The organism is Burkholderia pyrrocinia, from assembly GCF_001028665.1.
GTDB classification, from domain to species: domain Bacteria; phylum Pseudomonadota; class Gammaproteobacteria; order Burkholderiales; family Burkholderiaceae; genus Burkholderia; species Burkholderia pyrrocinia.
In genome coordinates this window covers 864,587-891,372 of sequence record NZ_CP011504.1, presented here as the reverse complement: position 1 = coordinate 891,372, position 26,786 = coordinate 864,587, and the positions used below count along the sequence as shown (strand labels likewise).

Here is a 26,786-nt window from a genome sequence, read left to right as displayed (position 1 = left end):
CGACCGATCTCCACCGAGGCAACCGACATGGACGAACTTGCATTGCTGGCCGACGCCGACCGGCGCGCGCACGCATATCTCGCAGCGACGAACGAACGGCGCGCGTTTCCCGACGCGACCGCGCTGGCCGGCCTCGCCGCGTTCGACGAGCCGCTGCCCGATGCGGGCCGCCCGGCCGACGACACGCTGCGCCTGCTCGACGAAAAAGGCTCGCCTGCCACTGTCGCGTCGAACGGCCCGAACTACTTCGGCTTCGTGATCGGCGCGGCGTTGCCGCCGGCCGCCGCCGCCGAACGGCTGATGCTCGCGTGGGATCAGTGCGCGTCGTCTTACGCGAATTCGCCGGTGGCCGCGACGATCGAGCGCCAGGCCGCGCGATGGGTCGTCGACGCGCTTGCGTTGCCCGAAGGCAGCGCAGTCGGTTTCGGCACGAGCGCGACGGCCTGCACGCTCGTCGCGCTGGTGGCCGCGCGGCGCGCGCTGCTTGCGCGCAAGGGCTGGGACGTCGACGAGGACGGCCTGATCGGTGCGCCCGAGGTGAAAGTCGTGATCTCCGAGCTCGCGCACATCACGGTGAAGAAGGCGCTGCGCGTGCTCGGCTTCGGGCTGAAGCGTCTTGTCGTCGCGCCGGTCGATGCACACGGTCGCATCGACCCGGCGCAGTTGCCGCCGCTCGATGACATGACGATCCTCTGCTTGCAGGCCGGCGAAGTGAACACCGGCGAATTCGATCCGTTCGCGGCGCTGATTCCGCGCGCGAAGGCGGCCGGTGCATGGGTGCACGTGGACGGCGCGTTCGGCCTGTGGGCGCGCGCGTCGTCGAAACGCGCGCTGACGGATGGCATCGACGGCGCGGACAGCTGGACCACCGACGGCCACAAGTGGCTCAACACGCCGTACGACGGCGCGATGGTGATTTGCCGCGACGCGGACGCGCTCGCGACCGCGATGAACAGCGATGCCGTCTACCTGAGCGGTGCGAAGGACGCGCAGAAGAACCTGAACCTCGAGTTCTCGCGGCGCGCGCGCGGCATTCCCGTGTGGGCCGCGCTGCGCTCGCTCGGCCGCGCCGGCGTGGCCACGATGGTCGAGCGGCATTGCGCGCAGGCGGCGCGTGTCGCGGACGGCCTGCGCGCTGCCGGCTACGACGTGCTGAACCGCGTCGTGCTGAACCAGGTGCTCGTGCGCGCCGGCACGGATGACGAAACCGTCGCGATCCGCGAGGCCGCGCAGGATTCGGGCGACGTGTGGTTCGGCGCGACTGTATGGCAGGGGCGTCCGGCGTTTCGTATCAGCGTGTCGTCATGGCGCACGGAAGATGCGCACATCGATCGGCTTGTCGCGCTGCTGACTGAGCTGCGCAGCACGCCCGTGCGCTGAAGGGTGGCGGGGGCGGCGGCGAACCGGTGTCGTCGTGCGATGCCGTGTCTCCACGCGGCCGGAAATATCGGACAATGCCGGAGCGCGCTCATGCGCCGCATCGCCCGTCGGCCGATTACCCGTTCCGCCGGCCCGGGTGGCGCGTCCAAACGATGCAGTCACGCTAACGAGAGCCCCCCATGTCGACCACCCCTCCCCGGGAATTGCTGAAGGCCGCCGATATCGCGAAGATGGAACCGACGCGCGCCGTGCATTCGCTGAATCCCAATGCCGTCCGCCTTAAGAGACAGCTGAGTGACCTGACTGGTCTGACGCAGTTCGGCGTCCACCTGCTGACGCTGATGCCTGGTCACGAATCGGCCGAGTATCACCGTCACCTGTATGAAGAAGAATGCGTATACGTGCTGTCCGGCACGGGCACGGTCACGATTGGCGAATGCCAGTACGACGTTGGGCCCGGCGATTTCCTCGGCTTCGCGCGCGGCGGCGCAGCGCATACGCTGCAGAACACCGGCGACGCGTCGCTTGAATTGATCGTCATGGGCCAGCGTCTCGAACACGACGTGTGCGAATACCCGAGAATCGGCAAGCGGCTTTACGTGGCCGGCGAGCTCGAGGATTTTGTCGATCTGCCGAAGCAGCCATAACCCGGCTCGGATTATCTAAACATCGCGTAAAAATCGATATAACGGAAATTTGTTTAGATAAACAAAATAAAAATTCGTAAAAACACGGGGTAGAGAAATCACGTTTATTTGGGCACGCTTGTGCCCATTGTTCGTTCCTGGGCGCCGGTATTTCGACATGCCGGCGCGTATTTTTTCCAGGCAACCGAATGCGGAAATAAATACATGCGCCCGGGATTTTCGACCGATCGACCGGGCAGGCGACAAGTCACGAAAAGATTCCTGGTTAAAAGCTCAGTAGTTCGAAACAACAGCTTGATTCAAGAACGATACGGAGACAGGCGATGTCGAGGAACTGGGGGTTGGGAACGGCGCTGCTGGCGCTGTGCGTTGCCGTGACGTCGTGCGGCGGCGATGGCGATTCACCGTCGGCAGCGGCTGCAAACCTGTCGGCCGCCGCGCAGGCGCAGGGCAATGAAAGCGACAACAGCAATGGTAACGAGAACGGCAACGCAGAGTCGAAGAAGAACGCCGACATCCGTGTCGTCCAGTACGTCAATCCGTTGATCGGCACCGACTACGCCACCGACCAGCCGGCCGATCCGGTCGGCTCGGGTCTGGGCGGCGGCACGTTCCCGGGGCCGACGGTGCCGTTCGGGATGATGCAATGGAGCCCGATGACGCCGACCGCGCAATACGACCCGCGCAAAGGCGACGGTTCCGGATTCTCCGGCGGCTACTGGTACGGCGACACGTCGATCAATGCGTTCAGCGTGCTGCACCTGAGCGGCACCGGCTGCTGGTCGAACGGCGGCTACCTGAACGTGATGCCGCAGCTCTCGCCCGGCGCGGCCGGCACACCGGCCAGCTTCAGCCACGCGAACGAAACCGCGCAGGTCGGTTACTACGGTGTCACGCTCGGCAACGGCATCAAGGCCGAGCTGACGACCACGTTACGCACCGGCTTCGCGCGCTTCACGTATCCGGCGCTCGCGCAGGGCCAGCAGGCGACCATCGCGATCGATCCGACGGTGCAGAACAACCGCTCGCAGGGCACGACGGCCGATACGGTGAAGCAGGTCGGCGATCGTGCGCTGTCGGGCACGATCGCGGGCAGCGGCTTCTGCTGGGCCGGGCACGCGGTGCCGCTGTACTACTACGCGGAGTTCAGCCAGCCGTTCGCGGCGAAGCCGTCGCTGGCCGCCAACAGTCCGATCGCCGTCACGTTCGCGGTCGACAAGCAGCATCCGGCCGTGATGATGAAGCTCGGCATCTCGTTCGTCAGCGAAGCGAATGCGAAGGCGAACCTCGACGCGGAAAACCCGGGCAGCGATGCGCATGGCCGCGCCGGCTGGCATTTCGACAAGGTGCGAAACGCGGCGAGCGCCGCATGGAACGCGCGCCTGAACGCGATCCAGGTGAAGGGCGGCAGCGACGCCGACAAGACGAAGTTCTACACCGCGCTCTATCACGCATCGCTCCATCCGAACGTATTCAACGACGTGAACGGCCAGTATCCGGACTTCTATGCGTCGAACGGCGCATCGACCGCGCCGACGCGTCAGGTCGACAAGGGCCGCACGATGTACGCGAACTTCTCCGGCTGGGACATCGACCGCTCGTTCATCCAGTTGCAGGCATTGCTCGATCCGGTGCGCACCAGCGACATCGTGCAGTCGCTCGTGCTCGATGCGACCGCATGCGGCGCGTTCCCGCGCTGGGCATACTTCAATACGGAGACGGCCGTGATGCCCGGCGATGCGGGCTCGATCATCGCTGCGAACGCGTATGCGTTCGGCGCGACGAACTTCGATACGCAGCGCGCACTGTCGATCATGAAGAGCAGCACGGCGCCGGGCGCCGCGTGCGCGGGAACGCCCGTGATGAGCAGCCGTGCGGATTACGACCGGCTCGGCTACGTGCCGTCGTCCGGCAACGGCGACAACCAGACCGCGTCGAACACGCTCGAATATGCGCTGCGCGATTTCGCGGTGTCGCGCTTCGCGACGGCGCTCGGCGATTCGGCGACGGCCGGCGCGCTGCTGAAGTCGAGCGGCAACTGGCGGAACCTGTTCGACAGGAACGCGATCCAGCCGAAGACGTCGGCGGGCGCGTGGGTCACCGACGGTTCGGGTTTCATGGAAGGCAATTCCGAGCAGTACACATGGTACGTGCCACACGATCTTGCCGGCGTGGTCGCGCAGGCCGGCGGTGCCGCGTCGGTCGTCAACCGGCTCGACACGTTCTTTACGCACCTGAACATCGGCACCGTGCAGCCGTATTTCTACGTCGGCAACGAAGTGACGATGGCCGTGCCGTGGGTCTATGCGTGGGCCGGCGCGCCGTCGCATACGCAGCGCGTGCTGCACGCGTCGCTCGCGAACGAGTTCGGCACCGGCGCGGCGGGGCTGCCCGGCAACGACGATCTCGGCGCGATCTCGGGCTGGTACGTGTGGGGCGCGCTGGGTCTCTACCCGGTCGTGCCGGGCGTGAGCGGCGTCGCGGTGTCGAGCCCGCAGTTCGAGAAGATCGACGTGCGCGTCGGGCAGATGGACGGCAGCTACCGCCTGCTGCGGATCGCCGCGCCGGGCGCGGGCTCGGCCGATACCGCGTCGTTCTACGTGAAGTCGCTGCGACTGAACGGCGCGTCGTGGCCGGCCGCATGGCTGCCGCTCGACAAGATCGCGAAGGGCGGCACGCTGTCGTATTCGATGACGGCGGACGCGAGCGCCGCGACGTGGGGCACCGATGCGTCGGCGATGCCGTCGTTCCCGCAGGCGGCCGGCGCGCCGTAAGTCGCGAACGGCGAAACACAACCGGTACATGTTGCAGACGGAGGAAGTTCAACGAGCGGTTCTGGCGAACCGGGGCGACGCAGAGAGAGGGAGGGACGAACGAATGAAGCTACGTCATGTGGTGGGTATCGGGTGCCTTGCCGTGTTGTCGGGTTGCGGGGGCGATCAGGCTTCGACGGATGCGAGCGTGCTTGCGCAGATGTCTAACCCGGCCGGATCGGGATCGTCGCAGGGCGACCAGAACGATCAAGGCGACCGGAACGATCAGGGCGAGCACGCGGAGGCGCGCGGAAGGTCGATCCTGCGCAGCGTCGATCCGATGATCGGCACCGCGAATCTCGACATCAATGCGGACTGGAGCAGCGGCGTGCGCGGTCACGGCCATGTGTACCCGGGTGCGACCGTGCCGTTCGGGATGGTGCAGCTCGGGCCGGACACGACCGGCGGCGCGCATACGCTGCCGTGGAACTGGGATCGCACGTCGGGCTATCAGTACGACGATCCGTTGATCACCGGCTTCACGCATACGCACCTGTCGGGTACCGGCATCGGCTCGGGCGGCGAAGTGCGGTTCCTGCCGACGCTCGCGCCGGTCGACAAGGCGACGCTGGCGAAGGTCGCCGCCGATTCGTCGATCACCTACAACGCATCGTTCAGCCACGACGACGAAAGTGCGAGCCCCGGCTACTACCGCGTGCGGATGTCGCCGCAAGGCACCGGCAACCCGCCGTGGAACGTGCAGGGCGCGAAGATCCTCGCGGAGATGACGGCGACCACGCATGCGGGCGTGCACCGCTACACGTATTTCCCGAGCGCGGCCGGGCAGAAGCGCAGCATGATCGTGAGCATCGACAACCCGATCGGCGGCTCGACTGCGAGCGGCAAGATCCAGGTCATCGACGCGCAGACGATCGCCGGCTGGGAATTCACGAACAACTGGGCGAACAACAAGCCGACGTATTTCGTCGCGCGTTTCTCGAAGCCGTTCGATACGAAGAACGTCGCGTTCAGCGCGGACGGCTTCAACGCGTATCTGACGTTCGCGGCCGACGGGAACGATGGCGGCGGCGTGGTCACGGTGAAGGTCGGCATCTCGCCGTCGAGCATCGCGGATGCGCAGGCCAATCTCGCGTCGGAAGTCGGCGCGAAGTCGTTCGACCAGGTGCGCGGTGCGGCCGAGCGCGTGTGGAGCGCCGCGCTCGACCGGATCAGGATCAAGGGCGGCAGCGCCGACCAGCGGACGATGTTCTACACGTCGCTGTATCGCACGATGCTCGCGCCGACCGTCTACAACAACGCGGACGGCAGCTACGTCGGCACGGATTCGACCAACGACGGCACCAGCTCGCCGCCGACGACGAGCAAGCACGCGAATCCCGGCTTCGATTATTCGTCGACGTTCTCGCTGTGGGATACGTTCCGCGCCGAATCGCCGTTGATGACGCTGGTGCAGCCGGAGCGCGTCGACGGCTGGGTGAAGTCGCTGCTCACGCAGTTCAAGCAGAACGGCAAGGGCGAGCTGCCGGTCTGGCCTTTGGCGCAAACGGAAACCTTCACGATGGCCGGCCACCCGTCGATTCCGCTGATCGCGGATGCGTATCTGAAGCACCTGACGAGCGCGGGCATCGACGATATCTGGACCGCGTTGACGACCACGCAAGGCGCGAGCGCGCATGGCTTCGACCAGTATCGTCAGAGCGGCTACGTGTTCGCCGGCGACAACGCGTCCGTGTCGACGACGCAGGACTATTCGTTCGACGACTGGGCGACGGCCGCGGTCGGCAAGGCGGCCGGCAAGAGCGCGGCCGACTACCGGCCTTACCTGCAACGCAGCCAGAACTACCGGAACGTTTTCAACCCGGCACCGAACAACGGCTGGAAGTTCTCGCAGCCGAAGGACTCGCAGGGCAACTGGGTGCCGGGCTTCGATCCGACGGCCGCCGAGAAGACGGACTTCTCCGAATCGAATTCGTGGGTCGATACGTGGAACATCTTCCACGACTTCCCGGGGCTCGTTGCACTGCTCGGCGGGAAAAGCCAGTTCATCGCGCAACTCGACCGGACGTTCGATCCGGCCAATCCGCTGACCTTCCTCAACAACCAGGGCTTTCCGGACCTGACCGGGCGCAGCGGCCAGTTCTTCGCCGGCAACGAACCGGCGAACCACCTGCCGTACCTGTACGACGTCGTGGGGATGCCGTCGAAGACGCAGGATCGCGTGCGCACGGTGATGGACGACATGTACTCGCTGACGCTGACGGCCGGCGACCGTGCATTGCTGAGCGGCGACAGCCTGAAGGCCGCGCTGGCCGATCCGCGGCGGGTGCGAAACTCGGCGATTCCCGGCAACGACGATTGCGGCCAGCTTTCCGCGTGGTACGTGCTGTCCGCGCTCGGCATCTATTCGCTGAACCCGGTCGGCGGCGTGTTTTACCTCGGTACGCCGCTGTTCGAGGAAGCGTCGATCGACATCCCGGTTGCGTCGGGAGGCGGGGCAAGCGGTGCGCTGAAGTTCGGCGCGACGCGGCGCTTCAAGGTGACCGCGCATACGGCCGGTGGCGGTGCGCCGTCGGCGGTCAATCGCTACGTTCAATCGGTCAGCCTGAACGGCACGCCGCTGCACCGGCCGTACATCACGTACGACGAGATGAAGGCCGGCGGTACGCTCGACTTCGTGATGGGTTCGACGCCGAACGATGCGTGGGTCAGCCAGTGGAACGGACAGGACCCGAACAGCGCGCTCGCGCCGTCGGTGGCGTTGGCCGGGAATTCGTAACCCGGCGTGCGGTTCGCCGCGACCGCGCCGCACGTTGCGGTGGTGGCATCTCGTACGATGGACGCAACCGAAACGCGTGTCCGGTTGCGGCGTCGCGCTTATGATGCGGGAACGCCACCGACAGGGTTCCCCGATATGGACGCGCCGCTCCCGCCGATGCATGCCCCGATTTCCGAAACAGAACCTGAAACCGAAGCCGCCGCCGAGCCGCGCGCGTCACGCCTGCATCGGCCCGTCGCGCTCGTCACCGGCTCGACGTCGGGGATCGGCGCGGCCATCGCGCGCCGCCTGACGGCGGATGGCTACGCGGTGATCCTGCATTCCCGCAGTTCGGCCGACACGGGGCGTGCGATGGCGCGCGAGCTTGGCGCGGCCTATGTGCAGGCCGATCTCGCCGACGATGCCGAGCGCGTGCGGCTGATCCGCGACGCGCTCGCCGTGCACGGGCGCCTCGACGTGCTCGTCAACAATGCGGGGATCAGCCGCGTGATTCCGCATGAGGACCTCGCGGCGGCGACGCCCGATGTGTGGCACGAGATGCACGAGATCAACGTGATCGCGCCGTTCCGGCTCGTCGCCGAAGCGCAGGCCGCACTGCTCGAAGCGGCGTCGCGCGGGCGGGCCGGCTGCGTCGTGAACGTCAGCTCGCATGCGGGCGTGCGGCCGAAGGGCGCGTCGATTCCGTATGCGGCGGCGAAGGCCGCGCTCAATCACACGACGCGGCTGCTGGCGCGCACGCTTGCGCCGGCGATTCGCGTCAATGCGGTCGCGCCGGGGCTGGTCGATACGCCGCTGACCGCCGACTGGACGGAAGCGCAGCAGCTCTGGCGCGAGCGCGCGCCGATGCGCCGCGCGGCGACGCCCGATGACATCGCACAGACGGTCGCGATGCTCGTCGCGTCCGATTACGTGACGGGCGAGATCGTGATGCTCGACGGGGGATTGAACCTGACGTGATGCAGTGCGGGCGGCCGCGTGCGCGACGTTGCGTGCCGACGCGACAGGGCAACCGGGCCGCCTCGCGCAGGCGCCGATGCCGCCGCCCGGTCGGCTCGGCCAACCCGATCAACCCGGCCAACCCGGCCAACCCGGCCAACCCGGCCAACCCGATCAACCGATCAACCGATCAACCGATCAACCGATCAACCGATCAACCGATCAACCGATCAACCGAGATCCGCCCGCAGCCGCGCGAGTGCGCCGTCGTGCGTGCGCTCGAACTTCAGCGGCGTGACGGCCACATACCCCTCGCCGAGCGCGACCGTTTCCGAATCCGCATCGTCGTCGCGCGGTGCGCGCGCGAGCTTCAGCCAGTGATAGTCGATCTCGCGCGGGTCGCGGCCCGACACGATCTCGACGCCCTGCAGCGTGCCGGCGCCCTGGCTCGTCACCTTCAGCCCGCGCACGTCCTGCGCGGGGCGCGCCGGGAAATTCACGTTGAGGCACGCGTCGCTGTCCCAGCCGGCGGCGACGAGCCGGCGAATGACGTCCGGCGCATGCGCGAGCGCCGTGCTCCACGGCACCGCGTTGCGATCGATGAACGCCTGGCTCAGCGCGATGGCCGGCACGCCGAGCAGCATGCTCGTCATCGCGGCGCCGACCGTGCCGGAAAACACCGTTTCGGTACCGAGATTCGCGCCGCGATTCACGCCGGACAGCACGACGTCGGGCCGCGCGTCCTTCATCAGGTGGCTGACCGCGATCGCGACGCAATCGCCGGGCGTGCCGCGCACCGCGAAGCGGCGTTCGCCCTTGCGATGCACGCGCAGCGGTTCGTGCAGGCTCAGCGAATGCGACGTGCCGCTCTGGTCTTCCGCCGGCGCGACGATCCACACTTCGCGCGCCAGTTGCGTGGCGACCTGTTCGAGCACGTCAAGGCCGGGGGCGTCGAATCCGTCGTCGTTGGTGAGCAGGACACGGTCGAAAAGCGGGCGGGTTTCTTGCATCGGGACGATCCTCGCGGAGATGGGCGATGGGAGGGAAGTGCTGCGTGGCGCAAGCCACAAGGCTAGCATCCCGGCGTGAGAGTCGTCGTGTCGCGTCGTCGGTGCGGACGTGAAAACGGGCGCATCGCGCGCCCGTTCGTCGGTGGTTGTGCCGCGCACGCGGCGGGTCGGAACCGCTTATCCGAGCAGGTGCCGCAGCAGCCCCGCCGATGCGACGCCGACGATCACGGTCGGCAGGATCGACAGGCGCGTCGCCGCGAGCAGCGTGACGGCGAGCGCGAGCAGATCGGCCGGGCGTGTCGACACGAAGGCCGGCGCGATCACCGAGATCAGCACGCAGCCGGGCACGTTCTCCATTACGGACGCCATCCGCGGGCTGAGCGTGCGGTTGCGCAGCAGCACATAGCCGAGGATGCGCGACAGGTAGGTCGTCGACGCCATCAGCACGATCGTCGCGACGGTGCTGAAATCCGGAAGCTCAGGCATCGCGCGGCTCCCACAGCAGCGCGGCGATCAGCCCCGCGCACGCGCCGGCAGCGACGTACCACGCGCCGGGCACGGCCAGGTGCGTGGCCGCCGCAACGACGAGGCTCACGAACCACGGGCGGCTCGCGCGCATCCCTTTCCACATCCCGCGCAGCAGCACCAGGAATACCGCCGTGAACGCCATGTCGAAGCCGTATTGCTCGACGTTGCCGATCGTCGGGCCGACCGCGGCGCCGAGCGTGGTCATCGAGATCCACGTCAGGTAGAGCCCGACACAGATGCCCGCGTAATAGGGCACGCTGATGTGCGTGGCCGAGCGCGAGCGCGCATCGGCGAGCGACATCGCCCAACTCTCGTCGCACATGAAGAACAACGCGACGAACGCGCGGCGGCGCGGCAGGCGCCGGATGTACGGCTCGAACGCCGCACCCATCAGGATATGGCGCGAATTCACGAGGAACGACATCGCGACGATCAGCGCGATGTGCGGCGGCGAGGTCCACAGATGGATCGCCGCGAATTCGGAACCGCCGCCGAAGTTCAGGCCCGTCATCATCGGCACTTCGAACAGGCTCAACCCTTTTTGCGCGGCCTGCGCGCCCAGCACCAGCGCGAACGGCACGAAACCCAGCATGACGGGCAGCGCCGCGCGCAATCCGCGACCCATCTCGGCGACATAGGCGGGCTTGTCGCGAAGCCCGGACGACGTTGAAACGCTACTGCTCATTACTCCTCCTTCGGGGGAGGAATTGTCTGCTTTTTTGACTCGAATCGGGTTGCGTTGTGGCCATAACTTTCGGAGAATTTGGCATTGAACGCGTGATTTGCGAATTTTTTGGAATCGGATGCCAAATGAAACTGGATGCCATCGACCGGCGGATCCTGAGCGCGCTCCAGCGCGACGGCCGCATGCAGAACGTGGAACTCGCGCACGAGGTCGGGCTGTCGCCGTCGCCGTGCCTGCGGCGCGTGCGGCTTCTCGAGGAAGCCGGTGTGATCGAGAAATACGTGGCCGTGCTGAATCCCGCGAAGGTCGGCAAGGGGCTGACGATCTTCACGCGCGTGTGGCTGAAGGGGCAGGACGCGGAATCCGTAAACCGTTTCGCCGATGCGGTCCAGCAGATGCCGGAAGTCGTCGAATGCCACCTGATGGCGGGCGACTGCGATTTCCTGCTGCGGGTCGTCGCGGCCGACATCGACGACTATCGGCGCTTCCAGATGGAAACCCTCACGCGCATTCCTGGTGTGCTGAGCGTGAAGACCGATATTCCGATGCAGAAGGTCAAGCTCACATCGGCGCTGCCGACCTAGCGCCGCGCGAGTGCGGGGCGATGACTCGACGAACGGTCACGGGCCGGTGACAATCACCCGATAAGCTGGTGGGGTAAGCCGCTTCGTACGTCCTGCTTGTGTTGTCGTGCGACGTTCGATGCGCAAGCAACTAACGGTCAATGTCGACGCGATCGGGCAGGCGGCGCTGCGCGCCGGGTCATGCGCCGGCGCGGATGCGTTTCTTCTTGTCGGGTCATTCATGCAGCCATTCAACAATCCGTGGAATTCGCTGGAAATCGTCAAGCTCGTGCTCGGCGTGCTGACGCCGTTGTCGGTCGCGTGTCTCGGCTGGCTCGTCGCGCGCCGGCTGAAGCGGCTCGAACTCGTGCAGTGGACCAACCAGCGGCTGATCGAAAAGCGCCTCGCGCTGTACGACGCGGTCGCGCCGCAGCTCAATGCGCTGCTGTGCTTCTACACGTGGATCGGCTACTGGAAGGACATCTCGCCGGACGACGTGATCCGCGCGAAGCGCGAGCTCGACCGCACGTTCCACATCTATCGCTACCTGTTCGACAACGACGTGTACGACGCGTATCACACGTATATCCACGCGCTGTTCGACATGCATACGGGCCCGGGCCGCGACGCGCGGATCCGTTCGCTGATCCAGGCGCCCGACGGCGACCGCAGCGTGCACGGCTCGTATGAATGGAAGCCGGCGTGGTCCGATCGTTTCGCGACCGCGAATGTCGTGCCGAAGGATGACGTGCTGCGGCATTACACGCAGTTGATGGAACGGCTGCGCGTGGCGCTGGGCGCGACGCGCTGACGGCTCGGCGTCACACCTCACGCCTCGCGCCTCACGCCGGTATCGAAATCCGCCACCCGGCGGCACGGATTCGCGCCCTCGCGCATGCCGCGGATGCGGTGCGCGGCCGCGGCTGACATGCTGTCCCGCGTGTTCACTTGCGCGAGGTCCCCATGTCCATCGATACCGGTTGCCAGCCGCTGATGAGCCGCCCGCTCGGCGTCAGCCGGCGGCGTCTCTTTACCGTCGATTCCGCCGATTCTGTCGATACGCATGAAGTGTCGTTGCCGGTCGCGCCGGAGATCGGCGACATCGTCTTCATCCGCGTGACGGTGCGGCCGTTTCTCGAAGTGGCGAGCGCGACGCGGTCGTGGACGAATCACGTCGGGATCGTCGTCGGCCGGCGCGGTGGCGAGCCGCTGGTCGCGGAGAGCACGTTCCCGCTGTCGCGCGTCACGACGATGTCGCGGTTTCTCGCGCGCTCCGACCGCGGCGCGTGCGTGATCGCACGGCTGAAGCAGCCACTAGATGCCGCGCAGCGGCGCCGGCTTGTCGACGCGGCGATGCGCCGGGTCGGCGTGGTCTACGACACGGGTTTCAATCTCGCGTCGCGCCGGCAGTTCTGCTCGCGTTTCGTGCGCGAAGTCGTGAGTGACGCGACACGGATCACGCTCGGCGATGTCGAGACCTTCGACATGCTGTTGCGCGGGAATCCAGATCATCCGCTCGGTTTCTGGAAGGTGTGGTACTTCGGCCGGATTCCGTGGCAGCGCCGCACGGTGACACCGGCGAGCTTGATGGACAGCCGGGAACTGCGCGTGGTGGTAGATACGCGCGATCGTGCCGACGATGGATGCGCGGGTGGGGAATAGGCGGGATGCGGGGCAGGTGGGCCGTCAGTCGCTCGAGGAACTGGCGGCCGATTCATGCATGTCCGGGCCTTGGCGTGACTCAGGCGAAAGAGATCACGAGTTTCTTGCCGCACGCGGCGGCATACTTGCGCAGCGTATCGATCGACGGCGAGTGCCGGCCTGTCGCGAGCGCGCTTTCGAGCCGCGTGACGGCAGGCGCCTTCGTGCCCATGCGCTCTGCCACATCGGCTTGCGAAAGACCGGCGGCTCGCCGGGCGGCCAGCATTGCGTCGAGCAGCGCGAATTCCTCGCGGTTCAATCGTTCGTATTCGGCACGGATCTTTGGATTGGCCAACGCGCGCTTGCGCAGTGCGATATAGGTTGTCATCTCGAATCTCCTTCAATTGGCGGCGCGCGATCAGTTCCGCCCCGCCACCGCGAGCCTTGCCGCGAGCCCCACGAACACGGTGCCGAGCAGATACTGCGGCAGCTTCGACGGGCGGCGGCGCGCGCCGATCCGCTGGCTCAGCCGGCTCGCCGAGAGAATCACCGCGCCATTCACGACGATCCCGATCAGGTTCAGCACCGTTGCGAGCACGAGAATCTGCACGGCGATCGAACCGTGCCCGGGCCGCACGAACTGCGGGAACAGCGCGAGCACGAACAGCGCCATCTTCGGATTCAGCAGGTTCGTCGTCAGGCCCTGACGGAAGATCGCGGCGGTCGAGTGCCGGCGCTGCGACGCGACGGGCGATAACGAGGTTGCGTCGGAACGGAACGTCTTCCACGCGAGATAGAGCAGATACGCGGCGCCGGCGAAACGCACGATGTCGTACGCGATCGGCACCGCGAGAAAGAGCTGCGACAGCCCGAGCGCGGCGGCGAGCGCATGACAGTAAGTGCCGGCCTGAATGCCTGCGAGCGTCGCAAAACCCGCGCGCCGGCCCTGGCTCACGCTGCGGGACGCGATCAGCAGCATGTCGGGGCCCGGCGTGGCGGTCAGCGCGAGACACGCGCCGGAGAACAGCGCGAGCGTCGAGAGGTCGATCATGGGAATCCTTTTTGCGTGAGCGGCGAAAAAAGGAATGCCAGTTTAGAAGTGCCGCTGCAGGTGGTCAACCGTGGCCGTGCCTGGGGCATGGCCGAAGGCCGATTGGCTTCCATCCTTCCGATAAAGCGGAAGCCGTTTTTGTCATCCAGACATTTCGTGCGACTGCACCAGCAATTAACAATTTAGTCACGAATTTTCGTACGTGATCTAAATACATGCGAAATGTCTGTCTGTAGCATTCGGCGCTTGAGTTACAGCTGGCAAGTGCCTTGCCGGCAAGGTCCGAATGTGTTCCATGTGGGTAGATCATATGCAAGTCGTCGACCACCGTCGGGTCGATACCGGTAACGTCGAAGCGACGCGGTCGCTCGACGCTGGTTCGTATGCGGTGCCGCGCGACGCAAGCGTGACGCGGCGGGCGCGCCACGCATTGTGCGCGGCGCTGATCTGCGGCGGTGCCGCGGGCCTGTTCGAACCGGCACATGCGCAAGTGCCGGACGCGGGGCGAGCGATGCGCGACATCGAGACGCCGCGTCCGGAACTGCCGCAGGAAACCGCGCCAGAGCTGACGGTTCCGCCGTCGGAAGAGGCCGCCGAGAGCGCGCCGGAGTCGGGGCCGCGCGTGTTCGTTCGCGCATTCGCGCTCGACGGCAATACCGTGTTCGGCAGCGACAAACTGCTGCCGCTCGTCGCCGATCTGGCCGGCAGCACGCTGAGTTTCGCCGACCTGCAACGCGCCGCCGGGCGCATCACGGCCTACTATCGCCGCCATGGCTACGTGCTTGCGCGTGCCTACCTTCCCCGCCAGGACATCGACGACGGCGTCGTGCGTATCGAAATCGCCGAAGGGCGCTACGGCGCAATCACGATCCAGAACCATTCGCGCGTGCTCGATGCCGCGCTGCGCCAGCCGCTCTCGGCGCTGCATCCGGGCAATGTCGTACGCGGGCCCGATCTTGAGCGCAGCCTGTTGCTGCTCGACGATCTGGCCGGTGTCGGTGCGCGCGGCACATTGCGTCCGGGCGAAATGTCCGGCACCACCGATCTCGTCGTCGACGCCGACAAAGGGCCGCTCGCGTCCGGATCGCTCGAATTCGACAACTTCGGCGACGTGGCACTCGGGCGTTACCGTTTCGGCGGCAGCGTCGACGTCAATTCGCCGCTGCGGCTCGGCGATCGCCTGAGCCTGCGCGGGCTCGTCAGCAACGAGCTGCAGCGCTACTATCGTGCCGCGTACCAGGTACCGGTCGGGCCCGCGTCGACGCGGGTCGGCGTCGCGTATTCGTCGCTGCACTACCGGCTCGGCGGCGCTTTTTCCGATCTCGAATCCCAGGGCCGCGCGAGTGTGCAAACCGCGTACGTGACTCAGCCGCTCATGCGCGCGCGCAACCTGAGCGTCACCGCGCAGATCCAGTATGAAAACAAGAACCTGCGCGACGACTACGGCGTATTCGACATCCGGCGTGACAAGAACGTCGGCCTGTGGACCTTCGGCGTCAGCGGCAACAGTCAGGACGGCTTGCTGGGCGGCGGCCGCAACGGGTTCTCGGTGATGTTCGGCGTCGGACGGCTGCGCAGCAACGATCCGTTCGAAGCGGATTCACTGAAGAAGTCGATCGGAAGTTTTGCGAAGCTGAATGTGAGTGCACTGCGTGTGCAGGCGCTGGGGCGCCGGTTCGAGTTGTACACGCAATTCAGTGCGCAGCTTGCGTCGCGCAACCTCGACGAATCGGAGAAGTTCAGTCTTGGCGGCCCGTACGGCGTGCGCGCGTATGCGCTCGGCGCCGGCAGCGGCGATCAGGGGTGGCAGGCCAGCGCGGAGTTGCGTTATCTCGTCGCGCCGGGATGGCAGGTCAGCACGTTTGTCGACGCCGGGCGCGTGCAGGTCGACAAGCACCCGTGGACCCGAGGGCGAAACATGCAGCACATGCAGGCTGGCGGGGTCGGCGCGAGCTGGTATGGCGCGAAGCGCCAGGTGACGCTGACGGCCGCGTGGCCGCTCGGCGCGGCGATTGGCTCGCCGACCCGCGCGCCGAGCGTATGGGTTCAGGCCGCTCAGTATTTCTGAGTACGCTTGATCGGTCCGTCCGGCAAGGCGGGGTTGTAAATATAAATTGAAGAGGATACCAAAATGAACAAGGCCTATTCATTGGTGTGGAATGAAGCACAGAGCGGCTGGTGCGCAGTCGGGGAAACCGCGCGCCGTCGCGGCAAGTCGGGCGGCGGCAAGCGCCTGCTCGCGGCGGGCGTGTCGCTGCTGGGGCTGGCGGCCGCGTCGGGCGCGTACGCGCTGCCGACGGGCGGCGAGATTGCGTCGGGTAAGGCGGACATCGCGACGTCGGCGGACAACAAGACGATGTCGATCAACCAGCACACGGACAAGCTGATCACGAACTGGCAGGACTTCAGCGTGGGCGGTGGCGAGCGAGTGTCGTTCCAGCAGCCGACGAGCCAGTCGATCGCGCTGAACCGGGTGATCGGGGCGAACGGCAGCCAGATTCACGGTCAGATCGACGCGAACGGGCGCGTGTTCCTGGTGAACCCGAACGGGGTGATGTTCGGCGCGGGCGCGCAGGTGAACGTGGGCGGTCTGGTGGCGTCGACGCAGAACCTGTCGGACGTGGATTTCCTGGCGGGCCGCTACCGGTTCGCGGGGACGTCGGGCCAGTCGGTGGAGAACGCAGGGACGATCACGGCGAAGGAACGCGGCAGCGTGGCGCTGCTGGGCGCGCGGGTGTCGAACACGGGCGTGATCCGCGCGCAGATGGGTCGCGTGGCGCTGGGCGCGGGCAATGCGTTCAACGTGAACTTCGACGGCAACGGGCTGCTGAACCTGCAGGTCGAAGGCGGGGCGGTGGACGCACAGGCGCACAACGGCGGGCTGCTGAAGGCGGACGGCGGGGAAGTGCTGATGACGGCGCGCGCGGCAGGCGACCTGCTGGGCTCGGTGGTGAAGAACAGCGGCACGATCGAGGCGAAGGGGCTGAGCAGCCGCGCCGGGAAGATCACGCTGGACGGCGGCCAGGTGCATGTCGCGGGCAAGCTGGACGCGAGTGCGCAGGACGCATCGACGGCGGGCGGTACGGTGACGACGCGCGGCGAGCGGGTGGTGGTGTCGCGTGACGTGCAGGTCGATACGCGCGCCTCATCGGGCCGCACGGGCCAGTGGGCGATCGAGGCGGCGAACGCCGGCGTCGATGCGGCAGGACATGCAATCACCGGAGAGACGCTGTCGCGCAACCTGGGTACGACGAACGTGGCGCTGACCAACACGTCGGGCGACCTGACGGTGGGCGATGCGGTGAACTGGGCGAGCGACAACACGCTGGCGCTGACGTCGAAAAAGGGCAGCGTCGACCTGAAGCAGTCGCTGACGGCGAGCGGCGCGAACGCGGGCGTGACGGTGAACGCGGCGCAACAAATTCGCATCGGCAACAAGGTGGCGCTGACGGGCGAAAACGCGAGCCTCGCGCTGAATTCGGGCAGTGGCCATACGCTGACGAACGACGATGCGGTGGTCACGCTGTCGGGCCGCAATGCGTCGTTCTCGGCGAACGGCGAAGGGTATCGCGTGATCCACGATCTCGCGGGGCTGCGCGGTGTCGACGGCAACATGAACGGCCGCTACGTGCTGGGTAACGCGATCGACGGCAAGGGTGCGCAATTCCGCAGTCTCGGTGGCGCCAACGCATTCGAAGGCGTATTCGACGGGTTGGGCAACACGATTTCCCGCTTGACGATCAATGGCAACGGTCAATACGTCGGCCTGTTCGGGATGAATCGCGGCCGTATTGCGAATCTCGCGCTCGACTCGTTCGCCGTCAACGAAGCGTCGACTGGAGCGCCCGCGTCGGTCGGTGCGCTTGCCGGAGCCAATTATGGCGGGACGATCTCGAACGTTCGCGTGACGAAGACGACGGTTTCGTCGAACGGGAAGAGCAGCAATCTCGTCGGCGGCCTCGTCGGCGACAACATCGCCGGCGTCATCGACGGCGCCCGATTCCAGGGCCGCATCGCAGCCAACGAGGCGGCCGATTCGATCGGCGGCATTGCCGGCAGGCATGCTTTCGGGGCACTGATCACGAATAGCCACGCCGATGCCGAGATCACGAGCATGCGATCGTCGAACTCCATGCGTGCCGTCGGCGGTCTCGTCGGCAGGAATCTTCATGCGACGGTGTCGGATTCGACGAGTGCCGGCAGGATCTCGGTGGGCGACCGCATGCACGCGGGCGGCCTCGTCGGTCAGTCGGTGAACGGCATGATCGACAACGCGACGTCGACGGTTGATGTGTCTGCCGGGAAGTCGAGCTTCGTCGGCGGCGCGGTCGGCCGAAGCGATGGCGGCACGATCCTCGGTTCGTCGGCACGCGGCACCGTTCGCGCGACGGACGGCAGCACGGTCGGCGGTTTCATCGGCCTCAACAAAGGAGGTGATATCGCGGACTCGAAAGCGTTCGGTGCGGTGAACGCGAAAGGCGCAGCAGCCATTGGCGGCTTCGCTGGGGAGAACGTCGACGGCGGCGTGCTCGAAAACGTGGCGGCGAACGGTAGCGTGAGCGACATCGCGAGCAGCGCCGTTGGCGGCCTGGTCGGCAGGAACGCCGGCATGATCCGGCTGGGCGAGGCGGCAGGCGATGTACGCGCGGGCCAGGCGAGCAGCGCGGGCGGGCTCGTCGCGGTGAATGACGGGACCATCGAGCAATCGAAGGCGAGCGGAGTCGTGCGCGCCGGCTCGGAGAGCCGGGTCGGCGGGCTCGTCGGCGTGAACCGCGGGACGATTTCGGGGTCGCGCGCGACCGGATCGGTCTACGCGGCTCGCGACAGCTACGCCGGCGGTCTGGTCGGCGAAAACATTGGCCAACGGGCCAGCATCCGGGGTTCGAAGGCATCGGGCAACGTGACGACCGTCGGCGGCATGTTCGTCGGCGGGTTCGCCGGGTGGAACAACGATGGCGCGCTGATCGCCGATTCGGAATCGTCGGGGACGGTCGCTGGCACCGGTTTGTTCGCCGGTGGGTTCGCGGGCGTGAATCATGGCGCGATCCGTTCGTCGCATACGAGTTCGAAGTTTGACTACTCGGAGATGGGCATGCCCTTGGTGAGAGGCGGATTCGTTGCATTCAACTCGGGGCGCATCGAATCGAGCAACACGAGCGGCGCGGGCGCACGTGAACCGTTCGCCAGCGTCAACGTGGGCTGGATCGACGGCAAGCGGTAATTCATCTCGGTGAAGAGCAGGGCGCGAATGGCCCGGGGCGGCAACCAGGATCGACCGGTTGCCGCCCCGGATACGGCATGCCGGCTCCCGGGCAGGTTGGAGCCGGCGAGCATGGCGCGGATGGTGCTGTAACCCGCGAAACGAGCAACGGACATGTTCGTTCCACGCTCGATAAGCAGTTTGTGTAGGTATACGAAATGATTGGCGTATGCCAATCGATCATGAGGAAATGAAAAAATGAACAAGGCCTATTCATTGGTATGGAATGAAGTGCAGGGCGGCTGGTGCGCAGTCGGGGAAACCGCGCGCCGTCGCGGCAAGTCGGGCGGCGGCAAGCGCCTGCTCGCGGCGGGCGTGTCGCTGCTGGGGCTGGCGGCCGCGTCGGGCGCGTACGCGCTGCCGACGGGCGGCGAGATTGCGTCGGGTAAGGCGGACATCGCGACGTCGGCGGACAACAAGACGATGTCGATCAACCAGCACACGGACAAGCTGATCACGAACTGGCAGGACTTCAGCGTGGGCGGTGGCGAGCGGGTGTCGTTCCGGCAGCCGACGAGCCAGTCGATCGCGCTGAACCGGGTGATCGGCGCGAATGGCAGCCAGATTCACGGTCAACTGGACGCGAACGGGCGCGTGTTCCTGGTGAACCCGAACGGGGTGATGTTCGGCGCGGGCGCGCAGGTGAACGTGGGTGGCCTGGTGGCGTCGACGCAGAACCTGTCGGACGCTGATTTCCTGGCGGGCCGCTACCGGTTCGCGGGGGCGTCGGGTCAATCGGTGGAAAACGCCGGGACGATCACGGCGACGGAAGGCGGCAGCGTAGCGCTGCTGGGCGCGCGGGTGTCGAACACGGGCGTGATCCGCGCGCAGATGGGCCGCGTGGCGCTGGGTGCGGGCAATGCGTTCAACGTGAACTTCGACGGCAACGGGCTGCTGAACCTGCAGGTCGAAGGCGGGGCGGTGGACGCACAGGCGCACAACGGCGGGCTGCTGAAGGCGGACGGCGGGGAAGTGCTGATGACGGCGCGCGCGGCAGGCGACCTGCTGGGCTCGGTGGTGAAGAACAGCGGCACGATCGAGGCGAAGGGGCTGAGCAGCCGCGCCGGGAAGATCACGCTGGACGGCGGCCAGGTGCATGTCGCGGGCAAGCTGGACGCGAGTGCGCAGGACGCATCGACGGCGGGCGGTACGGTGACGACGCGCGGCGAGCGGGTGGTGGTGTCGCGTGACGTGCAGGTCGATACGCGTGCGGCGTCGGGCAAAGCGGGCCAGTGGGCGATCGAGGCGGCCAACGCCGGGGTCGGCGCGGCTGGGCAGCCCGCCAAGCGCGGCCTCATCATTGGCGGCGGGATCAACGGTAATACCGGCAACGGCGGGACGGGCAACAACGCCGATGTCGCGATCGACGGAGAGACGCTGTCGCGCAACCTGGGCACGACGAACGTGGCGTTGACCAACACGTCGGGCGACCTGACGGTGGGCGAGGCGGTGAACTGGGCGAGCGACAACACGCTGGCGTTGACGTCGAAAAAGGGCAGCGTCGACCTGAAGCAGTCGCTGACGGCGAGCGGCGCGAACGCGGGCGTGACGGTGAACGCGGCGCAACAAATTCGCATCGGCAACAAGGTGGCGCTGACGGGCGAAAACGCGAGCCTCGCGCTGAATTCGGGCAGTGGCCATACGCTGACGAACGACGATGCGGTGGTCACGCTGTCGGGCCGCAATGCGTCGTTCTCGGCGAACGGCGAAGGGTATCGTGTGATCCACGATCTTGCGGGGCTGCGCGGTGTCGACGGCAACATGAACGGCCGCTACGTGCTGGGTAACGCGATCGACGGCAAGGGCGCGCAATTCCGCAGCCTCGGTGGCGCCAACGCGTCGTTCGGCGGCGTGTTCGACGGTCTGGGCAATACCGTGCGCAACCTGTCGGTCACGAATCCCGGCGTGGTGGTCGTCGGGCTGTTCGCATCCAATTCCGGCCGTATCGCCAACCTCACGCTTGAAAAAATCACGGCGCGGGCATTTGCTCCGGCCGGCGGCTCGCCCGTCAGCGTCGGCGCATTGGCCGGCTACAACGTGGGCGAGATCTCGAACGTGAAGGCGAAGGACGTTCTGGTCAGCGGCAGCGGCCGTGCAATCGTCGGTGGCCTGGTCGGCAGCAACCTGAGCGGGCGGATCGATCGCGCATCCGTTTCCGGCCGTGTCGAAGGTGACAAGGATGCGCTGTCCGTCGGCGGTCTGGCCGGCGAAAACCTCACTGTCCTGCGGCCGAATCGTGGCGACGCGATCATCAGCAACAGCCGCGCCGACATACAGGCCAGCAGCCAGTCGGCCGGCAACACGGGTGGTCTGGTCGGTGTCAACCGGGGCGTCATCACGGCGTCGACGGCGGCAGGTAGCGTTACCGCCATGGCTCGTGGCGCGCGTGTCGGCGGTCTCGTCGGTTTCAACGACGGCGGGGACAAGGCCGGGCACATCAACGCCTCTGCGTCGAGCGCAAGCGTGCGAGGCGGTCATTATGCGACGGCGGGTGGCCTCGTCGGCTACAACGCCGCGTCGATCGAAGCCTCCGACGCGACGGGCAGCGTGACCGTGGGCGACAACGCCAAGGCGGGTGGCCTGGTCGGCGTCAACACCGGGAGCGCGAAGTCGTCCGATGCGCGTGGGTCGGTTGTCGCCGGCGCATCGAGCACCGCGGGCGGCCTCGTCGGCGAGAACGGCGGTTCCGTGGTCGCTTCCTCGGCGGCCGGCAGCGTATCGGCCCGCGCGAACGGCTTTGCAGGCGGGCTCGTCGGCAAGAACTCGGGCACGGTGGCAAGTTCCAGCGCGCGCGGAGCCGTCAACACTGCCGGTACGGGCCGTGCCGGCGGCCTGATCGGGTACAACGAAGGCAGCGTGTCGTCGTCGAGCGCGTCGGGTGACGTCGTTGCGGGCGCCGATAGCTACGTCGGCGGCCTGGTCGGCCATAACTTCATGGGCGCATCGATCGATGCATCCAACGCGTCCGGTTCGGCGAAGGGCGGCGATGGCAGCAGGGTCGGCGGTCTCGTCGGCGAAAACGACGGCAAGATCGCGTCGTCGTCGTCGTCGGGTGCGGTGTCCGGCGGGCGCAATGCACGGCTGGGTGGCGTGGCAGGCGAAAACTTCGGCAACGTCAATAGTTCGAGCTCGAGCAGCCGTATTGCCTACACGGCCGGCTACGGCCAGTTCTACGGCGGGCTGGTCGGCTTCAACTTCGGCTCGATGCGCGGCACTAGCGTGAGCGGAAGCGCGGCGGCGGTGCCGCTCGCGGGCCTCAATTTCGGCGAAATCCGGAACTGATCGATCCCGTTCCGGGAGGCGGGGTTCGTTGCAACGAAACCCGCTTCCCGGGCACGTCGCGCTGTCGCGACTTCGTTTCGATGCCCGTTCGGCACAGGTGCCGGGCGGGCTGGCCGACCGGCGATGGTGGCAGGTGCGCCATCGCCGGCTCGGTTTCCGTCGACACGAAGCTTTCAAGGGTTCTTCACGTTGATCCGCGACGACTCTTTTCTTTTTTTGCGTCGAGCCAGGCATGGCCGGAGCATCGTCGGAACAGTTCATATTCGCGCTGCCGATACGCATCAACGTAATAGCCCGAACGGCGCTATCCCTAAACAACTTTGACAAAATGCGTTGCCCGAGCGGTTGATCCGCCGAACGCTCAATCAACGCAATGCGAAAAAACGACCCATATTTGCCGCATCAAATTTCGGTCAAGTCCGAAATTGTGAGGGCATGCGATCTAACATGTACGAAATGGTTCACGCGGTGAGGACGCCCACGCGGGCCTTTGGCATGATCGGAAATCCCTTTTTCTTCAGGTGTTTTCCGAGACGGTCACGGGGGCCGGAACGACGTCGTTCCGGTCGCGCTCGCGATCGTCGCCGCGCGCCATGCCGCAGAGCCCGCTTCAATCCCTTCGTCGCTATCAGAGCATCTCGGTGTTCGGTGGCGGCATCGTCGTTACCGTCCTTGTCCTGATCGCTTGCGGTCTCGGGATGGCGTCGATCGTCTCGGGCTATGTCGAGGGGGCGCGGCGCAACTACCTGAACGGCCTGGAGCAGACGCTCAACGAAATCCAGGTGAGCGAAACCTCGTTCCGCAACGGCGTCGCGAACGCGCAACTGATCTGGCAGGAGGCCAGCGGCGCGCCGGCAGCTGTCGTCGACGAGTTCCTCCTCAACGACCAGCGCGTCGCGACCCGTCCGCATCCTTCGCTCGTCGTCGGCGTGCCCGCGCAAACCGGTAACCGGGCCGAAGTCGCGCGCTATCTGTCGCTGTCGGTCCTGCTGGCACGCATCTGCGCGGCCAGTTCGATCAATCGCGGGCGTACGCTGGAGGGCTACCACTACAGCACGCGCACGGGTTTGTTCGCGCTGATTCCCCATCGGGACCGCGACGATCCGGCGCTGGTTTCGCCGGAAAGCCGCGCACGCGTGCTGGACGCGCTGCGCGTCGATTTCGAGCGCCCGTATCCGGGTATCGTCGATGCGCGCCCGCATGTGCGCTGGCTGGCGCCGTTCATCGATCCCGTGTCGGGGCAATCGCGCATCCGGATTGCGGCCGAGGCGCGCGATAACGGCAAACCGTTCGCGGTGCTCGTCACCGAATATCCACCCGAGTACCTGCTGTCGTGGCTTGCGGACTATCGCCCGGAGGGCGCGTTCTACATCACGACGGCCGATGGCCGGCTCGTCACGATGGATCCGTCGGCGGGCGATGCCGATCGCGTGGAAAGCCTGTTGAAGCTGAACCCGTCGCGGGGCGGCGCGTCGTCGTCGGGCGCGCCCGTGTTCCGCGACGGCTTCCTGTTGTTTCACGGCAAGCTCGAACCGACTGGCTGGACGCTTGCATATGCGCTGTCGTGGACCGACATCGCGGCCGGCGTCGCGCGTTCGGCCGGTACGCTCGGCGCCGCGACACTGCTCGCGCTCATGGTCATGTGGGGGCTGCTGCTGCGCTTTCATCGGCGGGAGTTCGTGCCGCTCTACGCGCACTCGCAGCGCGTGTTCGACAGCGAAGCGCTGTGCCGCAGCGTGATCGAGATGGCGCCGATCGGGCTCGGGCTGATCGCGCGCGAAGACGGGCGTTTCATGCTCGTGAGCCCCGCGCTGACGGACATGGTCGATCGAATCGGCGGCGACTATCACGCGCTGTCGAGCCAGGTGGCCGACGCATGGCAGGCGCGCGGCGACGCAGGCGGCGTGCCGCACGACGAGCTCCTGCTGGGAGGCGTGGAAGCCGCGCATCTGCACCTCGAATTCGTTGCGTGCGGCGCGCGCTATCAGGGCACGGACGTGCTGATCGCCGCGGTCGCCGACATGACAGCCAAGCGGCAACTTGTGCAGCAGCTGGAAGAGGCCGTGCGCGCGGCCGATTCGGCCAATGCCGCGAAATCGTCGTTCCTCGCGGCGATGAGCCACGAGATCCGTACGCCGCTGAACGTGATTCTCGGCAACCTCGAACTGCTCGAGCGCTCGGCGCTCGATGCGGTCCAGCATGACCGCGTGCACACGTTGCGCACGTCGGCGACGAGCCTGCTCGCGCTCGTCAGCGACATTCTCGATTTCTCGAAGATCGAGGCCGGTGCGATGTCGGTGGAATCGATCGAGTTCGACGTGATCGCGACGGTCGAGCGCGAGTTGAACGCGTTCGCGACGATCGCGAAGGCGAAGGGGGTGCAGCTATTCTGCGAGATCCGCGCGAGCAGTACGCAACAGATGCGCGGCGATCCGACCCGGTTCGCGCAAGTGCTCCGCAACCTGCTGAGCAACGCGCTCAAGTTTACCGACGTCGGTCGCGTGACCGTGCGCGTCGCGGTCGTTGCCGAAAGGCACGACACGCCGGAGCTGTCGGTCGAGGTCGAGGATACAGGCATCGGTATCGCCGCCGAACATCGACACAAGCTGTTCAAGGCATTTTCGCAGGTCGACACGTCGATCACGCGACGTTATGGTGGTACCGGCCTCGGGCTCGCGCTGTGCAGCCGGCTCGTCGCGGCGATGGGCGGCCGCCTCGCGGTGGACAGCAAGCCGGGCGCCGGCAGCCGTTTCATGGTGCTTCTGCCGCTCGGCATGAACGTCGTCGCGCTCGACCGGCCGCGCGCGGCCCGTGCACACGCGCTGACGCTGATCGCCGCGCATCCTGCGTGGCGCGATTTTGCGTTGCCGCATCTGCATGCATGGGGACTCGACGTCAGCGTGTACGACAGCCCGTCAAGTCTGCCGGGCGGCGTCGTGCGACGCGGCGCGGTCGTGCTGTTCGGCGATTCCGACACGTGGTCGCACGCGGATCTGGCCAGCCTGAGCGATTGCGAGTTGCTGATACTCGCGATACCCGACGGCCCGCTCGAACCGTATCGCGCGGGCGACACGGTACGTGTGTCGAGCTATTCGCTCGGCGGCTTGCGCGCCGCGTTGGCGCTTGGCGGGCCGATGGGCGATGAAAGCGGGTTCGATGTCGTATCGGGCGATGACCCGCGGCGTGACGATTCGCACGCTCGCGATTCGGCGACGGTCGAAATGTCGCGCGCGGCCGCCAAGCACGGCAGTCGAGCATTGCGCGTGCTCGTCGCCGACGACGAAACCATCAACGGCTCGATTTTCAGCGAGCAGTTGACCGCACTCGGCTGCACGGCAGCCGAGTGCGGATCGGGGCGCGCGGCGCTCGAATCGCTGGCCGGCGGCGACTGGGACGTGCTGCTGATCGGCGACGATCTGCCCGACATGCGCGCGCACCAACTGGCGGAAGCCGCACACGGCGTCGATCCCGCGTGCGACGTGCTGGTCGTGACGTCGCATTTGACGCCCGAAGGCATGCACCGCTGCGCGGCAGCCGGTGTGCGGCGCGTATTGACAAAACCCGTGACGCTCGGTCACCTGCGCGGCGCGCTTGCGCATGCGTGGCAGCGGCGTGCCGCGACTTCGGCGAAGGAACCCTGCGCGGCCGCTTGCCCATCGGGCTCTACCAATCATGAAACGACTTTGCATGACAAGTAACCGACAGCAGCATACGCGTCAACGCGTATCCAAAATAACAAAGGCAGGTTGCCGACGCACGTCCACGTCGCGCGGCAGATTTCAAATCAATACTGGAGGGGAACGTCGTGCGTCACGTAGGGAAGATATTCGCACTGTTGCTCGAGTTTGCCGCACTCTCTGAGAAGTCCCGTCGGGAATTCCTGACGATGATGAACGAGTTTCTGCTCATGTCGCCGGTTCAGCGGCGCCGTACGCTGACCGAGTGGAAAAACAGGGTGGATGGCAACGCACAAGACCTGCCCGGCGATTCAAGCCACCGATAGCGCACCGCGTCGCGGCACGGCCGCGCTGCGTGAGCGCGCGGCCGGCATCCCGTAACGGCGCCGAGCTGTCGTGCACTTCGGCAATCTGCGCGGCGCGTCCGTGCGGACAGGTCGTGCGCATCGCCGGCGCCGGCACCTATCGTCCGCCGCGTGGCCCGCGCTTATATTGCAGGGCGAACCGGGATTTATCTTAAAATTGAGTCACTATTAGTCCGGTGCGCCGAATACGGCCGGCCATCGACACGATGGC

General features: G+C 66.4%; 17 protein-coding genes. 12 read left to right on the top strand and 5 right to left on the bottom strand.

Annotated features, from left to right (window positions below):
• Nucleotides 1–27: 27 nt before the first annotated feature.
• From ABD05_RS20195 to ABD05_RS20175, 5 genes are all read left to right on the top strand, one after another.
• Nucleotides 28–1,380, top strand: a complete 1,353-nt coding sequence (locus ABD05_RS20195; RefSeq protein ID WP_047901900.1) for a pyridoxal phosphate-dependent decarboxylase family protein — start codon at nt 28–30, stop codon at nt 1,378–1,380.
• 179 nt (nt 1,381–1,559) lie between these two features.
• Entirely contained in the window at nt 1,560–2,027 is a 468-nt protein-coding gene (locus ABD05_RS20190) for a cupin domain-containing protein (protein WP_047901899.1), read from the top strand.
• 323 nt (nt 2,028–2,350) lie between these two features.
• The gene (locus ABD05_RS20185; protein ID WP_047901898.1) at nt 2,351–4,801 is read left to right on the top strand and encodes a GH92 family glycosyl hydrolase; all 2,451 of its coding nucleotides are present in this window, start codon (nt 2,351–2,353) and stop codon (nt 4,799–4,801) included.
• 103 nt (nt 4,802–4,904) lie between these two features.
• Nucleotides 4,905–7,577, top strand: a complete 2,673-nt coding sequence (locus ABD05_RS20180; protein WP_047901897.1) for a GH92 family glycosyl hydrolase — start codon at nt 4,905–4,907, stop codon at nt 7,575–7,577.
• Between the two features lie 135 nt (nt 7,578–7,712).
• Nucleotides 7,713–8,534: an SDR family NAD(P)-dependent oxidoreductase gene (locus ABD05_RS20175; RefSeq protein ID WP_047901896.1), complete on the top strand. Its 822-nt coding sequence runs from the start codon at nt 7,713–7,715 to the stop codon at nt 8,532–8,534.
• Nucleotides 8,535–8,743: 209 nt separating this feature from the next.
• Here ABD05_RS20175 and surE read toward each other — a convergent pair whose 3' ends face one another.
• The 3 genes from surE to ABD05_RS20160 form a co-directional block, all read right to left on the bottom strand.
• Entirely contained in the window at nt 8,744–9,523 is a 780-nt protein-coding gene (gene surE, locus ABD05_RS20170; protein ID WP_047901895.1) for a 5'/3'-nucleotidase SurE, read from the bottom strand.
• 177 nt (nt 9,524–9,700) lie between these two features.
• Nucleotides 9,701–10,009, bottom strand: a complete 309-nt coding sequence (locus ABD05_RS20165) for an AzlD family protein (RefSeq protein WP_047901894.1) — start codon at nt 10,007–10,009, stop codon at nt 9,701–9,703.
• The gene (locus ABD05_RS20160; protein ID WP_047901893.1) at nt 10,002–10,736 is read right to left on the bottom strand and encodes an AzlC family ABC transporter permease; all 735 of its coding nucleotides are present in this window, start codon (nt 10,734–10,736) and stop codon (nt 10,002–10,004) included. Before ABD05_RS20160 ends, ABD05_RS20165 begins: the two co-directional genes overlap by 8 nt.
• Nucleotides 10,737–10,861: 125 nt before the next feature.
• Here ABD05_RS20160 and ABD05_RS20155 point away from each other — a divergent pair, with 125 nt between their 5' ends.
• The 3 genes from ABD05_RS20155 to ABD05_RS20145 all read left to right on the top strand — a co-directional run bounded on the left by ABD05_RS20155 (nt 10,862) and on the right by ABD05_RS20145 (nt 12,961).
• Nucleotides 10,862–11,320: an Lrp/AsnC family transcriptional regulator gene (locus tag ABD05_RS20155; RefSeq protein ID WP_006749370.1), complete on the top strand. Its 459-nt coding sequence runs from the start codon at nt 10,862–10,864 to the stop codon at nt 11,318–11,320.
• A gap of 220 nt (nt 11,321–11,540) precedes the next feature.
• The gene (locus tag ABD05_RS20150) at nt 11,541–12,110 is read left to right on the top strand and encodes a hypothetical protein (protein WP_047903675.1); all 570 of its coding nucleotides are present in this window, start codon (nt 11,541–11,543) and stop codon (nt 12,108–12,110) included.
• 152 nt (nt 12,111–12,262) lie between these two features.
• Nucleotides 12,263–12,961 carry a YebB family permuted papain-like enzyme gene (locus ABD05_RS20145; RefSeq protein ID WP_047901892.1) on the top strand — a complete coding sequence of 233 codons (699 nt, stop codon included), beginning with the start codon at nt 12,263–12,265 and terminating at the stop codon, nt 12,959–12,961.
• 79 nt (nt 12,962–13,040) lie between these two features.
• Here ABD05_RS20145 and ABD05_RS20140 read toward each other — a convergent pair whose 3' ends face one another.
• Nucleotides 13,041–13,328, bottom strand: a complete 288-nt coding sequence (locus ABD05_RS20140) for a helix-turn-helix domain-containing protein (RefSeq protein WP_047901891.1) — start codon at nt 13,326–13,328, stop codon at nt 13,041–13,043.
• A 30-nt stretch (nt 13,329–13,358) separates the two neighbouring features.
• Nucleotides 13,359–13,991, bottom strand: a complete 633-nt coding sequence (locus tag ABD05_RS20135; protein ID WP_047901890.1) for a LysE family translocator — start codon at nt 13,989–13,991, stop codon at nt 13,359–13,361.
• 295 nt (nt 13,992–14,286) lie between these two features.
• Here ABD05_RS20135 and ABD05_RS20130 point away from each other — a divergent pair, with 295 nt between their 5' ends.
• The 4 genes from ABD05_RS20130 (at nt 14,287) to ABD05_RS20115 (ending at nt 26,231) form a co-directional block, all read left to right on the top strand.
• Nucleotides 14,287–16,059, top strand: a complete 1,773-nt coding sequence (locus ABD05_RS20130; RefSeq protein WP_238594175.1) for a ShlB/FhaC/HecB family hemolysin secretion/activation protein — start codon at nt 14,287–14,289, stop codon at nt 16,057–16,059.
• Nucleotides 16,060–16,122: 63 nt separating this feature from the next.
• Nucleotides 16,123–19,212 carry a two-partner secretion domain-containing protein gene (locus tag ABD05_RS20125; RefSeq protein ID WP_047901889.1) on the top strand — a complete coding sequence of 1,030 codons (3,090 nt, stop codon included), beginning with the start codon at nt 16,123–16,125 and terminating at the stop codon, nt 19,210–19,212.
• Between the two features lie 237 nt (nt 19,213–19,449).
• Complete coding sequence (locus ABD05_RS20120) at nt 19,450–22,533, top strand: two-partner secretion domain-containing protein (RefSeq protein WP_047901888.1); 3,084 nt, start codon at nt 19,450–19,452, stop codon at nt 22,531–22,533.
• Nucleotides 22,534–23,126: 593 nt separating this feature from the next.
• Nucleotides 23,127–26,231, top strand: coding sequence for an ATP-binding protein (locus tag ABD05_RS20115; RefSeq protein WP_047901887.1), 3,105 nt, complete (start codon nt 23,127–23,129; stop codon nt 26,229–26,231).
• The last annotated feature ends 555 nt before the right edge of the window (nt 26,232–26,786 follow it).